Genomic DNA, 17,127 nt, shown 5'->3' on the forward strand with positions numbered 1-17,127 from the left:
TTTTATTTATTTTTTGATTTTTAAAAAACTTGCGTTAATAGCCACTACAATGGTGCTTACACTCATCAGCACAGCACCCATAGCGGGACTTAAAACAAAATTCGGATAGAGTACGCCTGCCGCAAGCGGTATTGCCACCACGTTGTAGCCAACCGCCCATATCAGGTTCTGTACCATCTTTTTGTAGGTAAGTTTGCCGAAGTCAATCAGTTTGACCACATCCCTCGGGTCACTGTCTACCAATATGATATCCGCTGTTTCGGCAGCCACGTCCGTACCGGAACCCACGGCAATTCCAACATCTGCCTGTGCCAGTGCAGGTGCATCATTTACACCATCACCAGTCATTGCTACGATTTCGCCTTTTGCCTGAAACTCCTTTACTTTCTCCTGCTTGTTATGCGGAAGCACATTGGCCAAATACCCGTCCATACCCAATTTTCCGGCTACGGCAGCAGCAATCCTGTCGTTATCCCCCGTGAGCAGAAAGGACTTGATGCCCATTTTTTTGAGTTCCTCAATCGCCTGTGCCGACCCCTCACGGATGCTGTCTGCCAAAGTAATGAGGCCGATTACCCGGTCATCAATGAGAACAAAGTTTACTGTTTCGGCTTCCTGATTAATTTCGGTTGGAATTTCCGGCAAAGAAAGGTGGTTTTCGGTGAAGTAATTCGGGCCACCAGCTACAACACTCTTTCCGTTTACAACACCTTTTACACCTATACCCTGCATATAGCTAAAGTTTTCAGACTTCCATAACGCAAGCCTCTTTTCTTTCAATGTAGCCATAATGCCTTTTGCGATATGGTGTTCCGAATTTTGCTGTACTGCGGCAGCATACTGGATAACTGCATCGGCATTGTATTCGTCCGTAAAGGGAATAACCTTTTCCACGGCATGGGAACCTTTGGTGAGCGTTCCGGTTTTGTCAAAAATGATGGTAGATAGCTTACGGGTGGTTTCAAATGCTGTGCGGTTGCGGATGAGCAGACCATTGGTCGCCGATAGCGTTGTGGAAATGGCGACCACCAACGGGATAGCCACGCCCAATGCGTGCGGGCAGGCCGTTACCATTACCGTCACCATTCTTTCAAGCGCAAAGGCAATATCTCCACTGCTTGCATACCAATAGGCAAATGTGCCTATGCCCACGGCAATGGCAATAAAGGTGAGCCATTTGGCAACTTTGTCCGCAAGGTTTTGCGTATTGGACTTAGTAGCTTGTGCCTCCTGCACAAGATTGATAACCCTGTTCAGGTAGCTGTCTTTTCCAACGGCTGTTACCTTAACTTTCAGCGCACCATCGCCATTGATAGAGCCTGCGATGACCTTTCCGTCCTTTTCCTTTTTTACGGGAACACTTTCTCCGGTAAGCATACTCTCGTTGATATATGAAAGCCCATCCAGAACCAATCCGTCGGCTGGAATTTTTTCACCCGGTTTTATGATAGCCGTTTCACCGCTTTGCAGGTCTTCGAGCTTTATCTTTACAGCTTCTCCGCCTCGTTCCACGGTAACATCGTTGGGCAGTAACGCTACCAATGACTGTAATGCCCGTGAAGCAGCCATTTGGGAACGCATTTCCAGCCAATGCCCTAACAGCATGATGTCAATTAGGGTTGCCAGTTCCCAAAAGAAATCCATACCCTGCAAGCCAAATACAACGGCTACGGAATAGACATAGGCTACGGATATGGCGATAGCAACAAGTGTCATCATCCCTATGGCTTTGGCTTTCACCTCGCCAATCATTCCCTTTAGGAATGGTAAGCCTCCATAGCAATAAATCACCGTACCCAATGCCAGCAACACATATTTATCGCCATTGAAAGCAAGCGAGAAACCTAACCATTGCTGTATCATGTGCGACAGGAGCAGTATAGGGATTGTAATGACAAGGCTTATCCAAAAACGAGTGAGGAAATCACCTGTATGATGTCCCTCATGTTTATTAAAGTTTTCGTCAGCATGGCCATGTTGAGAATGCCCGGAATGCCCATGTTCTGATGTGTGTTCATGAGAAACTGACGCACCGCCAACGGGAACCAATGCCATGCCACAGAGCGGGCATTTGCCCGGTTCGTCTTTTAGCACCTGTGGGTGCATAGGACAAGTATATTTTTTCATAACAAGGGGTTTTAAAAGTTATGTTGCACTTAATTTTTTTGCCATCTCATGGGTCATTTCTTCGGCATAAGTACCATAGGCATCAACAAGTACGCCTTTATTCTTACTATCATTAGACGATATGGCATAAATTACGGCATTGTTATCAGGACTGCTGTCGAGGCTTTCAAACCTATGAGTTTCCGTAACCGTAAAATCCTCCGGTTTTAGTTTCAGGCTCCTTGACGTACAGTACAGACAGTCCGGCAACAGACTAAAGTCCATACTGTACCCACGTTGTCTTAGGTCTTTAAGCGCCTGCACCATGTCATTGTACTGTACCATAGCTTTCAGACCTGTTATTTAATGGTTTCGACCGTACTTCCGCAGGTGAGCATCTGTGAGCCGTAATATGGATTTTTAACCGCATTCTCTTTACTTAGCCAATTGGCTCCCTTACCTCCGTTGTACATAGGGCAGTGCTGGTAATAAATGGGGGTGTCCTGTTTAGAAACTTTGGCAAGTGTGTAGATGCTTTCCGAAAGTGCCGCAAAAGAACTTCTTTGTTTTGCAACATCTTTTGATTTTGAAATGCTTTCCGCATTGGCCGTCAAATCCTGCATCACTTTCATCCAAGCCGTATGTTCCTCTGCCGATAGCTTGTTCATATCGACTGCTTTAAGGGATGCAGCCAATTCAGCGGCTTTGGCAGATGCGGTCGCCGCATCGGTTTTTATCAAAGCGTCTTTCACTGAAAAGTAGTTGTCAAATACAGCTTTTAGCTGTGATTGGTTTTGAGCTGCATCTTTATTAGCTGCCATTTGGCTATGGTCGTGATTGCCATGTCCGGCATTCATGTCCATGCCAGCCTCTTTGTTTTTGGCAACCGTCTTCACGGGTCTATCATACTGGCAGCAACCAGCCAGTTTAGCATATACGTCATCCGGCGCACGGAACTTCTCACTGTCATAACCAGCCAAAGCAATACGTTTCAGGATTTCATCCTGATTTGTTTTGTCGCCGTCATAGGTGAGCGTAGCCATCTTGGTATCTTTGTTCCAGTCCACGCTGGCTACCTTTTTTACGTTACCTGCTTTTTCGATGGTGGTTTTGCACATACCACAATTGCCGTAAATCTTTACGGTTTCTGTTTTCGCATTCTTGATTTGTGCGAAGCCGTTTATTGATGATAGTAACACGGCGATTACCATCACTATTTTTGATAATGATTTCATAATAATTACATTTTGAGAAACGGGGGATTGATAAACCCGTTTCTGTTTTAAATTTTAAGTAAATGATACAAATAGGGGATTTGCAAAAGCCGGAACAGCTTCTGACAGGACACACCTATGGCTATCAGGCCATAGTTTTAGCTTATTTTAGGCGGTAGCCAAATGGAGAAAAAGCCCGAAGAATAATAGGCTTCTTTGAAACCGAATTTTTGCTTTTTACTTGCTGCAAATTGATTTTTTGCTTTTAATTCGATTATAACTGGTAAACTTAAAGAAGTGATTGAAGCACCGCACCTGCAAGAGCTGTGTGAACAACCGCCCCCGCAATTGTCACTTTTGCATTTTTTACAGGATTTGCCCTTGCAACCTTTTTTATGTTCTGATTTTTTGGATTTTTCTTTTGAGCAGGAAGACTGCTCGGTTTGTGTTGATTTTTTGGAACAAGCATAACTCTGATTGGGCATCAGGAAGAAACCCAAAAAGAAAAGTGTTAAAATGCTTATATGTATTCTCAAATTTTTCAACGCTACAAAGTTACAAATAAGATTGGTTTTTTTTTATCGTTTTGCCTTTTTTTTGCTATATAAACAAAAAATACTACATCCGCAATAGCCTTTCAGTCTTTTTTCAGAATTGATAAAATACCCTTTCCTGAAAGCCTACCCTTGTAAAAGTTCGGTCAGAAAAGGGCATTTTAAAAGACTTTGGATTAGACGTTCAAAGGCTCTATTTTGAAGCCTGCCTTTTGCACAGTGGATATTACTTCTTGCTCGGTAATTCCCTCGGACTTCACGGTAAGCACCTTGTCCTTATTGTTGGTGTCCACGTCCCAATGGCAGATGCCCTCTGCCTTGTCCAAGTGTGGTTTTACAGATGCGATACAACCGCCGCAATTAATGTTTGTCTTGAATTGAAATTGTTTATTTTCCATTGCTAATAAATTTAAGAGTTATTGATAATGCAAATTTCAGTGCTATTTGGTTCAGAATTGTTGTGTAATTTCTTATTTGATTTGTGATTTTTACTGTTTTACTTCTTCCACTTCAACCGCAGGCTGTTACTTACCACGCTCACGCTGCTCAACGCCATTGCTGCGCCCGCTATCATCGGGTTTAGCAAGAAGCCGTTAATTGGGTAAAGGATGCCCGCTGCCACCGGAATACCGATTAGGTTGTAAATAAACGCCCAAAACAGGTTTTGCTTAATGGTGGCTACGGTCTGTTTTGACAATCGTATTGCCTGTGGTATCTTGGTAAGGTCTGATGAAATGATGGTCATTTTGGCTACCTCCATTGCGATGTCCGAACCTTTGCCCATTGCGATACTTACATCGGCTGTTGCCAATGCGGTGCTATCGTTGATACCATCACCTACCATTGCCACTATTTTACCTTTGCTTTGTAGCTCTTTCACAAAATCGGCTTTATGCTGTGGTAATACCTCGGCTCTGTAATGTTTAATGCCAGTATGCGCAGCAATGGCTTTGGCGGTTGCTTCATTATCTCCGGTCAGCATATACAGGTCTATACCCATATCCTGCATTTCCCGGATAGCTTGCACCGATGTTTCTTTAATCTTATCGGAAATGGCAATTACAGACAGAGCCTGTTTGCCGTTTGCAAACCAAATAACGGTTTGGGATTGTTTGCCCCATTCTTCGGCTTTGTTTTGTAATTCGTCAGCAATAGCGATGTTGTTTTCTGCCAATAGCTTTTTATTTCCTACATAATAGGTTTCGTTGTTATGGTCTGCTTTTGCGCCTTTACCTGTAATGCTGTCGAACAATGATAAAGTTGCGTTTCCTGCTCCGTTCAAATGTTTTACTACTGCTTCCGCTAATGGATGTTCCGATTGCTTTTCGATGCTTAATAAAATATTTTTGGTCATATCGTCATTGTTCAGCCAGGCAATATCTGTTACTTGTGGTCTTCCCTCGGTAATGGTTCCGGTTTTATCCAATACAATTGCGTTTATCTTTTTAGCCAGTTCAAGGCTTTCCGCATCCTTAATCAAAATACCGTTTTCAGCACCTTTGCCAACGCCTACCATAATGGCGGTCGGGGTCGCTAAGCCTAAAGCACAAGGGCAGGCAATAACCAATACCGTAACGGCTGCCAGCAAGCCTTGCACAACTCCGTTTTCGCCCCCTAACACCAACCATAAGATAAATGTAAGGATAGCAATACCCATTACTACCGGAACAAAGATGCCTGCAATCTTATCTACCAGCTTCTGTACTGGAGCTTTGCTTCCCTGTGCATCCTGTACCATTTTGATGATGTGTGCAAGCATGGTTTCTTTGCCAACTTTCACCGCTTTAAATTGAAAGCTGCCTTTTTGGTTAATCGTTCCGGCAAATACCTTTTCATTTTCCTTTTTCAACACAGGCACAGGCTCACCGCTTAGCATACTTTCGTCCACATAGGAATTACCTGATGTTACCATACCATCCACCGCAATTTTTTCGCCGGGCTTTACGAGTATAATATCACCTGCACTTACATCTTCAATAGCCTTCTGTCTTTCTGTGCCATCAGCTTCTATCACAATAACCGTTTTAGGCTGTAAGCCCATTAGCTTTTTAATGGCTGAAGATGTATTTCCTTTGGCTCTTTCCTCTAACAGTTTCCCCAAGAGGATAAATGCGATAATTACGGCAGCGGCTTCAAAATAAACGTGAGAGTGTAGCCCTCTTTGATGCCAAAAGTCTGCAAATAACATATTGAATACACTGAACAGGTAAGCAATACCAGTACTTAATGCAACCAGTGTATCCATATTGGCAGAACGATGTTTTGCCTGCTTCCACGCATTGATAAAAAAGTCTTTTCCTAACCAGACAAGTACCGGAGTTGAGAAAAGCCACATTATCAGGTTTGCATAAGGCATATCCATAAAGAACATACCGATTACTACCACAGGCAAAGAGAGGATGATTGCCCAAATGGTTTTGTTTTTGAGTTTCCTGAATTTCTCGGTGTGAATAGCTTCTAACGTTTCCTGCTGTGTGGTTTCGTCTTCAATCAATAAGTCATAACCAACTCCTTGTACTGCTTTTTGCAGCGTTGAAGCATTGGTCATGTTTGGTAGATATTCTACCGTAAGATTACCCGTTGCAAAATTCACGGAAGCATCAACTACTCCCGATTGGTATTTAACAATGCTTTCGGCACTGCCCGCACAGGATGCGCAGGTCATGCCCAATACCGGAAAAGCACTTTTAACCGTAGGAACTCCGTAACCTAAATCTTTAATTGCCTTAACAGCTTCGCCTACTGTTTCATTGCTATCTACTGTAATAGCTGCCCTGCGGTTATTTAGCTCTACTTTGTGGGTTTCTATGCCTTTTACTTGTGTCAACCCTTTTTCAACGATTAATGCACAATGTTCGCTTTCCACATCCTCCAATGGAATGTATATTGTTTCTTTATTATTAGTTGCCATATTCTGCTTGCTTTAATTAACAATGCAAAATTGGCTATTATATCAACGGGTGCTATTGTGAAATTTTGGAATTGATTTGTAAAATTTATTTACACTTTATCCAATGGCTTTCTTTTATCTTCTTTTATCTGTTTGAAATAGCTCGGTGTCAGTCCTGTTACTTTTTTGAATTGATTGCTTAGGTAGGATACACTCGAATAGTTCAGACGAAAAGCAATTTCACTCAAAGACAACTCATCGTACACCAGCAATTCTTTTACTTTTTCAACCTTTTGGGCAATAAAGTATTTTTCAATAGTAGTACCCTCTACCTCTGAAAACAGATTGGACAGGTAATTATAATCGTGATGCAATTTATCGCTCAATACATCTGAAAGATTGATTTTTACATCATTATCTTGATGGTGTACCAAGTCAATGATAGTGTTCTTTATCTTCTCTATTATCCTACTTTTTTTATCGTCAATTATCTCAAATCCCAATGGCTCTAAAGTTTTTACCAAAGCATCTTTTTTTGTAGGGGTTATCTCTTGTGCTAAGGTTACTTCGCCCAATTTTATATTCTTAATGCCTAAACCGAGTTTTTCCAATTCATTTTGCACCACTATAATGCAGCGGTTACAGACCATATTTTTTATAAAGAGTGTATTCATATTTATTCTCTGCCCACATTTTGTATTTAATATAAAAACAATAAACAAATTTACGATTTAAGTTTAATTACTATGACTTCTTGTCACGAGGAATAAAGGCGTTGTACATATATGTTTACTGTTTTTCGTCTTGTTCGTCCATTTTTTTAATCAGTGCTTCACATAGATTGTCAAGGAATTTCGTTCGGTTTATTTTGCGGGCTTTCAGTTCCATAAACGTGTGATAGAAATCACCTAATTCAATATTAAAGGCATCTTCAAATGCTTTAGCAATCAATTTTATGTCTGTATTCCCATTGTTAAATACACTTTGGGAATATAGTGCATAAATAAGTTCCGTCAGTGCTGTTTTGCTTGCCGTCCATTTCAACGAATTTTCTGAAGTCTTTTTTAGATTAAGGTTATTCAACTTGTCTTCCAAATAAACCTGTATCAGATCATTGGCAATTATCTTGGCAACCTTATAATCGTGCGAAGTAGAAAAAGTATGGTCTGCCTCAAAATAAAAGGTATCTAACCATAGCCTTATATCGTGTTTTCCCCGTACAAATATTTTTTCATCCACAAAAGAATTATTGCTTCGGTAATACTTATAAAAATCAAGGTTGTTATCAAAGAACCTTTTTAGCTTTTTCAGTTCTTTGATAAAATATTTCCTGATGCGCTTATTCCCATACGGTCTTCTCGTTTCTATTTTATAAATGGCGTTGTAGTAGATGAGCTTTGAAACAATAACAGGTTTCTGATATTTGAAAAAGCGGATTTCTTCATTAGTATTCTTAAATCCTTTTTTCAAAACGTATTCCTTTAATTCCGAAAGGCATTCGAGAATAAGGTGTATGGCAGCTTCAATACGTTGTAAGGAGCAATCGACTTCAACCTCCAATTCGCTAATTTCTAATTCCAGTTTAGAGAGTGTTTCTTTGTAGAATTTGTCCATTCCTTATCTTAAATCTATTAAAAAAATAATTGAGAAGCCTAAATACTGTAATATTTGAAAAGAATTTACATTTTCAGGCTTCTCTTTTGAAACTTTGGTTTTTGCTTGATAACTTATAATTCCACTTTTAGTGATAGTGATAGATATAATAGTGTCTAATTTTTATGTATATCAAAGCAATAAGGCACACAGCTAAAAATATCCCAAAAAGTATCATAAAGAGCGAAGGTTTTTTCGACTTCAACAAATTACCATTTGAGGGTTTAGAAGCTTTGTATCTTTTGTACGGAGGTACTTTTTGATAACTTTTGCCTTTCCTATGCATTGTTAGTTTTATTCATTATTAGAATAAGCTTAATTCTAAAATTTCATCCTCTGTATTCTTACAGCATTCAAAATTGCCAATAATGCTACACCTACATCTGCAAAAACAGCTTCCCACATTGTGGCTAAACCACCTGCTCCTAAAACGAGAACGACAGCTTTTACACCAAATGCTAAAATGATATTCTGCCAAACTATTTTCTTGGTTTGCTTTCCGATATTGATTGCCATTGGGATTTTACTTGGTTTATCATCCTGAATTACAACATCTGCAGTTTCAATAGTGGCATCGCTTCCTAAACCACCCATTGCAATTCCTACATCGCTCAAAGCTACTACAGGCGCATCATTCACGCCATCGCCAACAAATGCTACGGTTTCGTTTTTGGCTTTGATTTCTTTTACTTTATTTACTTTGTCTTCCGGCAATAAATCGCCAAAGGCATTATTAATTCCTAATTTATCGGCAACAAATTTTACCACGGTGCTTTTATCTCCGCTCAACATTGTAGTTTTTACGCCTAATGCTTTTAGTTTGTCAATTGTAATCTGTGCATCTTCTTTAATACTGTCGGCAATGGTAATGTAGCCTGCAAATTTTCCATCGTAAGCAATGGCGATTAAAGTGTAAACAATCGTACTTGGGTCTAAATCATAACTGATATTGAACTTGTCCATCAATTTGAAATTACCTACCAATAATTCTTTTCCGTTTACGTTGGCTTTTAAACCGTGACCTGCTATTTCTTCTGTGTTTTCTAATTTTAGGGAATTGTCAATTTCTCCTACATATTGATGAATGGCTGTGGCAACAGGATGTGTACTTTGACTTTCTAAGGCATTTACCAATTTCAGAATTTCGTCTTTATTTAATTCAGGTTTCAAATTAACTTCCTGTACTTTGAAAACGCCTTCGGTCATTGTTCCGGTTTTATCCATCACAACATTCTGAATACCTGCAATCACATCTAAAAAGTTACTTCCTTTGAATAAAATCCCATTTTTTGAAGCGGCACCAATTCCACCAAAATACCCTAAAGGAATACTGATAACCAAAGCACACGGACAAGAAATAACCAAAAACACTAATGCTCTGTATAACCATTGACTGAACAAATAATTATCAACAAAAAAGTAAGGAACAACAGTAATAAGCACTGCTAATAACACAACAATTGGTGTATAGATTTTTGCGAATTTTCTGATGAATAACTCTGTTGGTGCTTTTTGTGCAGTAGCATTCTGAACCAATTCCAAAATCTTTGAAAGCTTGCTATCGGTATATGCCGTGGTTACTTTTACCTGTGCAACTGTGTTTAAATTTATCATTCCTGCTAAAACAGTTTCGCCTTTGGTTTTGGTGTCGGGTTTGCTTTCGCCAGTTAATGCTGCGGTGTTGAATGCTGCCGTTTCGGATAATAATTCGCCATCTAATCCTAATTTCTCTCCGGGTTTTAATTGAATGATATTGCCGATGCTTACAGTTGCTGCTTTTACAGTTTTAGGTTGGTTATTTTCTAAAATCGTTACTTCATCGGGTCTTTGGTCGAGCAGGGTTTTAATGTTGGCTTTGGCTCTTGTTACGGCTAATGTTTGGAACACTTCGCCAACGGCGTAAAACAGCATAACGGCAACACCTTCGGGATATTCGCCAATGGCGAAAGCTCCGATAGTGGCAATGCTCATCAATAAAAACTCTGAAAATACATCGCTTTTGCGGATGCTCTCAAATGCTTCTTTAATTACAGGAAATCCAACAGGTAAATAGGCTATTGCATACCAAATAATTCTTACCCAACCTGTAAACCAGGATTGCGGTAGCCAATTATCAAAAGCAATAGCAATCATCAGTAAAACAAAACTGATAATGGCAGGTAAAAACATTTGAAAGGTAGATTTGTCGGTACTTCCGTGGTTGTGACCGTCATCATCGCTGTGTTCGTGGTTGTGACCGTCATTGTTGTGATGCTTTTCTAATAATTTTTTAGCATTAGCATCGGTATATATTTTTTCTTCCTGTGGTGTGCAGCAAAGCTGTTTGCCTTGTGCATCGTATTTATGTTTGTGTTCCATTAGAGTAGTCTTTTAGTTGTTTTTTTATAAATTAAATATTGTTCTCCGTGTTGTTTTTCCAAAAACTCTTCTTCCAGTCTTATCTGAATTTGAATAACGATATAGGTAGTAAGCATCAGGAAAAATGTAAGTGTATTGGGTAGTATAAAAAATATTCCTGCAACACTGATTATCATTCCCAAAAAAATCGGGTTCCGGCTGTAAGAGAATAATCCTTTTGTGATTAATTCGGTTTTGTTATTTTCATCAATACCGACACGCCAACTGTTACTCATTTGATATTGCGCTACTGAAATCCATAGTAATGAAAGGTGTATCAGTATTAATGCAATGATTAAAAACACGTCTTTCATTAAATAAGAAATCGGTACTAAATATTGATACATTTTATCGCTGAACGAATAGATGAATACCGCAACGAAAAGCAATGCTATCAATACTTTCATCACAAAACCGATATAGTCGTGTGCAATATCTGTTTTGCCAAAAGTTATGGGATTGATGCCCGTTTGCTTGTAGGTTCGGTATTATGGTAGCACAAAAGCTACCATAATATACAACACCAAATACACCGGCAAATAAAATTTTAACCAAACCATAGCGTTCAATTTTTAATGTTCGTGACCACCTGCATTGCTTAGTTTTGCATTGACGAAAAACGCACCTTTAACTACAATTTTAGCATTGGCAGGAATTTCATTTACAAAAGTTACAGCGGTGTAACCCATATCAGATACGCCTTTCAGCACTTCTACCTTTTCAAAATTCTTAGCAGTTTTATCTTCTTTATGGTCTTTTTCTTCGCCCTCTTTGTGGTCGCCTTCTTTTTCGCCTTCTTCGTGATGGGCTTCTGCTTCTTTATTGGTTTGTACAAAAATGTAGTATTTGCCATCGGCATTTACAATCGCATCAGTTGGTACAGCAGGCGTTGTTACATTATTAAGGCTTACAATTCCTGTGATATTCATTCCATCAATTAAACCACTTTTATTACCATTTACACGACAATGAACGGCGATGGTTTTGCTCTCGTTTTCAAAGGATGAACCAATGCTGAAAACTGTAGCATCATACTCAGCAGTAGGATTATTGGTTAAAGTAAAATGAATAGTTTGTCCAACTTTTACCTGTGGTAAATCTTTTTCAAACACCTGTAAATCTAAATGCAATGAACTGTTATCTACAATTTCGATAACCGGCGAAGAAACATCTACATAACTTCCAATTTTGGCAAAAACGTTGCTAACCGTACCATTCAGCGGACTGGTTACGACCAATGCGGATTTTAAATTTCCGTTTGATACCGAACCTGGATTGATGCCCATTAATTGTATCTGCTGTTGCAAGGAAGCTCTGCGGGTTCTTAAACTGCTTAATTCGGCAGTAGCACTTTGCAGATTTTTCTTTGCACCTGCATTGCCTTCATTCAGTTCTTTTTGCCTTGCTAATTCCTGTTCTGCAAACGTAATTCTGCTTGCTGTACTCAAATATTCTTCCTGCAATTGGATGAACTGCGGATTGGCAATGGTTGCAATAACCTGACCTTTTCTTACATAATCTCCAATTTGAACTTTCAGTGTTCTTATCACACCGCCATACAAAGAAGTGGCGTTGGCTTTATTGTTATTGGGAACTTTCAGATTTCCGTTTGCTTTGATGGTTGCTGTTAATTCCTTGTGTTCAATGGTGCCTAATTGTATGCCTACCGTTTTTATTTGTTCTTCGGTAAGTGTGGCAATGGTTGGCGTTTCTTCCTCGTGTGGTGCTTCTTCTTTTCCTGCAGTTTTGGTTTCGGCAGATTTATCTTCTGCTTTCTTATCATTTTTACAGGCAGAAAAAGCAAATAGTAAAACAGCTATGGCTGTCATCAACGTGATTTTTTTTATATTGAATTTCATTTGTACTTATTGATTGATGAATGAATAAATATTGATTACAGATTGGTTGACCTGCTGAATACTTTTGAGGTAATTCAACTGAATATCGGTTGCGGTTTGCAAGGCAAAAAGATATTCTACATAACCGATGTCGCCTGTTTTGTAACCTAATTGTGCTGCTGAAACAATTTCTTTAGCATTAGGCAAAGCTTCTTGCTGAAAATAATTGAACTGCTTCATATCCTGCTGGTATTGCAACAAAGCATTTTGCATTTGCGTTGCCAACGTTCTCTGTTGCTGTTGTGCATTGGCTTCGGCTGCTTGCTTTCTATAATCCAAAGATTTTATTCGGGCTTTGGTAGCACCGTAAGTAATGGGAATTGCAATGCCGATGTTTACAGAATTAAACCGGTTTCCGCCATTGAAAAACTTCTCAGCTCCATTCACATTTTGAAAACCAATTAAAGACTGATTGACATACCCAATCGTAAAATCGGGTAAACCTTGTGCCCGTTCTACTTTTTTGGTTTTTTCCGCAATAACTGCTTCCTGATACAAAGATTGAATAGCAGGATGATTGGCTACTGCATCATTATCCAACAAATTTGAAATTTGTAAAGGCTGAAAATTTCCATTTCCTGATATGGTAAAATCTTCTTTCGTATTCATCAATGTTTTCAGATTGGCAACGGCATTATTTAAGAAAACTTCATTTTGTTTTAATAACAAATTGATTTCGCCTTTCTTGGCTTCTGCCGTACTGATGTCCACTTTTTTGGTATCGCCGGTTTTGTAACGAAGCTTTGCAATGCCTATGAAATTGTTGTACAAACTGTCTAATTCCTGTAGTTGTTTTTGATTGTGTTGCAAGTACAAAATTTGATAATAATAAGTACGTACTTGGTTTTTTAATTCTAAAACACTCAAGTTCTTCTGCAATTCTTTACCTTTAATTTCAGCATTAATCAACTCCTTTTTTGCTCCGAATAATGACGGAAAAGGAATGGTTTGTGACACCTGAAAAGACTGGTCGAATTTGGTGCTGTTGTACTGTCCCAACTGTGCATTAATATCCAACTTAGGTAATTCTCCGGCTGTTTTTTTCAACGCTTTGCTGGCATCAATTTCTAAATCTGAAGCTTTAATGGCTTGATTATTTTGAAGCGCAATATTTATCGCATCATCAACACTTGATAAATGCTGTGTTTGTGCATTTGCTGTAAAGCCTGTTAATGACAGAAGCAATACAATGATAGTTGCAATAGGTTTCACTTTGGGTTTTCTTTTTAAATTAATTTTTGAATTGAAAATGATGTAGAGTAAAGGCAGAACGAACAGCGTAAGGAAAGTTGCCGTAACCAAACCACCGATTACTACGGTTGCTAAAGGTTTTTGAACTTCTGCACCTGCACTGCTACTTAGTGCCATCGGTAAAAATCCTAAGCTCGCAACGGTTGCCGTCATCAATACAGGTCGAAGTCTTATTTTTGTTCCTTCGATTACTCGTTTGAAAACATCTTTTATTCCTTCTTTTTCCAATTGGTTGAAAGTGCCTATCAATACAATTCCGTTAAGAACGGCTACACCAAACAAGGCGATAAAACCAATTCCTGCACTGATGCTGAAAGGCATTCCACGAAGCATTAAAGCCAATACGCCACCAATGGCGCTCATCGGAATTGCGGTAAATATTAAACCTGCTTGCTTAAAGGAACGGAACGTGAAATAGAGCAACACAAAAATTAATAACAAGGAAATAGGAACGGCTATCATTAATCTATTGCTGGCTTCTTTCAGATTTTCAAACTGACCGCCGTAAGTGAAATAATAACCTGGTGGTAATTTTACCTGTGCATTTAATTTTTGTTGAATTTCTTCAACCACACTTTGCACATCTCTGCCTGCAACGTTGAACCCGATTACAATTCTTCTTTTTCCTGCTTCACGACTTATTTGCGCCGGACCTAATTTATAATCAATCGTAGCAACTTGTGATAACGGAATTTGATTGCCTGTGGAAGTTGGTATCATTAAATTATTTACATCTTCAATACTGCTTCTGTGAATACTATCTAACCGAACCACCAAATCAAATCTTCTTTCATTTTCGAAAACCACACCTGCACTTTTCCCTGCAAAGGCGGTACTTACAACGTTGTTTACGTCTTCTACATTAATGCCGTAATTGGCTAAACGAGTTCGGTCATATTCTACATTAATTTGTGGTAATCCGCTTACACGTTCTACTTGTGGAGCTGTAGCACCTTCTACGGTTTGAATAACTTTGCTTACTTTATCGGCATTCAACGCCAATGTATCTAAATTTTCTCCGAATATTTTTACTGCCACATCTTGTCGAATGCCTGTCATCAATTCATTGAAACGCATTTGTATCGGTTGGTTTTTTTCAAAAAATACTCCAGGTATTGCTTCTAATTTTTCATTAATGGCATCTGCTAATTCATCGTAAGTTCTGCCACTTTTCCATTCGCTTTGAGGTTTCAGCAAAATCATCATATCGGTTGCCTCGGGTGGCATTGGGTCGGTGGGTACTTCTGCTGCTCCTGTTTTACCGACCACCATTTTTACTTCATCAAATTCTTTAATAATTCTTGAAGCTTGCATTGATGTTTCGATACTTTGGCTTAATGAACTTCCTTGTGGTAAAATGCAGTGAAAGGCAAAATCGCCTTCCTGCAATTGTGGTATAAATTCGCCACCCATTCTGCCAAATAGAAATAGTGTAAAAGCAAATACAGCAACGGTTATGCCCACTAACCAATATTTTATTTTGATGGCTTTTTCTAATAAAGGCTGATACATTTTTTGCAACCAATTCATCATTTTATCTGAAATGGTTTCTTTGTGCATCGGCTTTTTAGATAAAAACAAAGCACACATCATCGGAATATAAGTAAGGGATAAAATCAATGCGCCAAATATTGCAAAACCTACTGTTTGCGCCATAGGACGGAACATTTTTCCTTCAACACCTACCAACGTCAAGATAGGAATGTAAACGATTAAGATAATGATTTCGCCAAAAGCTGCACTGCTACGGATTTTAGAAGCGGATGTAAAAACTTCGTTATCCATTTCCAATTGTGTAAGTTTTTGCTTAGATTTTCTTAAACCCAAATGATGCAAAGTGGCTTCTACAATAATTACCGCACCATCTACAATTAAACCAAAATCTATCGCACCCAAACTCATTAAATTGGCACTCACGCCAAAGACATTCATCAAGGCTAAAGCAAATAGCATCGCTAAAGGAATAGCGGAAGCGACAATCAATCCCGCTCTGAAATTTCCCAAGAAAATAACCAATACAAAGATGACAATCAATGCACCCTCTATCAGGTTTTTTTCTACGGTACTCATTGCTCTGCCTACTAAATCGGTGCGGTCTAAATAAGGTTCAATGATAATATCATCGGGTAAAGATTTTTGAATAACGGGTAGTTTTTCTTTGATACGATTGACAACCTCGTTACTGTTTTCGCCTTTCAGCATCATTACCACACCGCCCACTGCATCTACTTCGCCGTTATAAGTCATTGCGCCATATCTTACCGCACTTCCAAATCTTACATCGGCTACATCTTTAATAAAAATAGGAATACTGCCACCGTCATTTTTTACACTGATATTTTTTACATCATCTAAAGAAGTAACCAAGCCAATTCCACGAATGAAATAAGCATTTGGTTTTTTATCAATGTAGGCACCGCCTGTATTTTGATTGTTTTTTTCTAATGCCGTAAAAATATCAGTAACACTTACACCCATTGCTCTAAGGCGGTTCGGGTTCACGGCTACTTCATATTGTTTCAGCTCGCCACCGAAGCTATTGACTTCGGCAATTCCTGGTGTTCCGTACAATTGTCGGGCTACAATCCAATCCTGCATTGTGCGCAATTCTTTGGCATCGTATTTTTTCTCGCTTCCTTTTTTGGGATGGATGATGTATTGATACACTTCGCCCAAACCTGTACTTACGGGAGCCAGTTCCGGCGTACCAATTCCTTTCGGGATTTTCTCTTCGGCTTCTTTTAATTTTTCATTGATTAATTGCCGGGCAAAATAAATATCTACATTGTCTTTAAATACAACCGTAATTACCGACAAACCAAACCTCGAAATGCTCCGTGTTTCTTCTAAATCTGGAATATTGGCAATACTTTGTTCAATAGGAAAAGTTACTAATTGTTCTACTTCTTGCCCCGCCAATGTGGGACAAACCGTAATTATTTGTACCTGATTATTAGTAATATCGGGTACGGCATCAATGGGTAATTTTGTGGCGCTCCACACTCCCCAAATAATGAGCAACAAGGTCATTATACCAACGACAAGCTTGTTCTTGATACTGAATTTTATAATGTTATCTAACACGTATTTCTGTTTAATATTTTACAAAAAATATACTTGCCACTTGTGGTAAGCAGCCAACAGATTTATGAATGTCTATGGAA

12 protein-coding genes are annotated in these 17,127 nt (G+C 39.0%); all 12 read right to left on the minus strand.

What is annotated here, in order from left to right; genetic code table 11:
• Positions 1–6: 6 nt before the first annotated feature.
• A complete protein-coding gene (locus B8977_RS14355; protein WP_198418304.1) occupies positions 7–2,106 on the minus strand; it encodes a heavy metal translocating P-type ATPase in 2,100 nt (699 codons plus the stop codon).
• Positions 2,107–2,145: 39 nt separating this feature from the next.
• Entirely contained in the window at positions 2,146–2,451 is a 306-nt protein-coding gene (locus B8977_RS14360; protein ID WP_013407366.1) for a hypothetical protein, read from the minus strand.
• Between the two features lie 14 nt (positions 2,452–2,465).
• Positions 2,466–3,341, minus strand: a complete 876-nt coding sequence (locus B8977_RS14365; protein ID WP_084018991.1) for a DUF3347 domain-containing protein — start codon at positions 3,339–3,341, stop codon at positions 2,466–2,468.
• Between the two features lie 268 nt (positions 3,342–3,609).
• On the minus strand, positions 3,610–3,789 hold the full coding sequence (locus tag B8977_RS14370) for a hypothetical protein (RefSeq protein ID WP_084018992.1): 180 nt from the start codon (positions 3,787–3,789) through the stop codon (positions 3,610–3,612).
• Positions 3,790–4,050: 261 nt separating this feature from the next.
• On the minus strand, positions 4,051–4,272 hold the full coding sequence (locus tag B8977_RS14375; protein ID WP_084018993.1) for a heavy-metal-associated domain-containing protein: 222 nt from the start codon (positions 4,270–4,272) through the stop codon (positions 4,051–4,053).
• A gap of 98 nt (positions 4,273–4,370) precedes the next feature.
• Complete coding sequence (locus tag B8977_RS14380; RefSeq protein WP_084018994.1) at positions 4,371–6,785, minus strand: heavy metal translocating P-type ATPase; 2,415 nt, start codon at positions 6,783–6,785, stop codon at positions 4,371–4,373.
• An 89-nt stretch (positions 6,786–6,874) separates the two neighbouring features.
• Entirely contained in the window at positions 6,875–7,438 is a 564-nt protein-coding gene (locus B8977_RS14385; RefSeq protein ID WP_070566701.1) for a helix-turn-helix domain-containing protein, read from the minus strand.
• Positions 7,439–7,553: 115 nt separating this feature from the next.
• Positions 7,554–8,378, minus strand: coding sequence for an RteC domain-containing protein (locus B8977_RS14390; protein WP_084018995.1), 825 nt, complete (start codon positions 8,376–8,378; stop codon positions 7,554–7,556).
• Between the two features lie 360 nt (positions 8,379–8,738).
• Positions 8,739–10,775: a heavy metal translocating P-type ATPase gene (locus B8977_RS14395; protein ID WP_084018996.1), complete on the minus strand. Its 2,037-nt coding sequence runs from the start codon at positions 10,773–10,775 to the stop codon at positions 8,739–8,741.
• Positions 10,775–11,221, minus strand: coding sequence for a methyltransferase family protein (locus tag B8977_RS14400; protein WP_198418292.1), 447 nt, complete (start codon positions 11,219–11,221; stop codon positions 10,775–10,777). The genes B8977_RS14395 and B8977_RS14400 overlap by 1 nt, the downstream gene beginning before the upstream one ends.
• Positions 11,222–11,386: 165 nt before the next feature.
• Positions 11,387–12,673, minus strand: coding sequence for an efflux RND transporter periplasmic adaptor subunit (locus B8977_RS14405; RefSeq protein WP_084018997.1), 1,287 nt, complete (start codon positions 12,671–12,673; stop codon positions 11,387–11,389).
• Positions 12,674–12,679: 6 nt separating this feature from the next.
• On the minus strand, positions 12,680–17,047 hold the full coding sequence (locus B8977_RS14410; protein WP_084018998.1) for a CusA/CzcA family heavy metal efflux RND transporter: 4,368 nt from the start codon (positions 17,045–17,047) through the stop codon (positions 12,680–12,682).
• Positions 17,048–17,127: the final 80 nt, after the last annotated feature.

The organism is Moheibacter sediminis (genome assembly GCF_900176425.1).
In the GTDB taxonomy this organism is placed as follows: Bacteria; Bacteroidota; Bacteroidia; order Flavobacteriales; family Weeksellaceae; genus Moheibacter; species Moheibacter sediminis.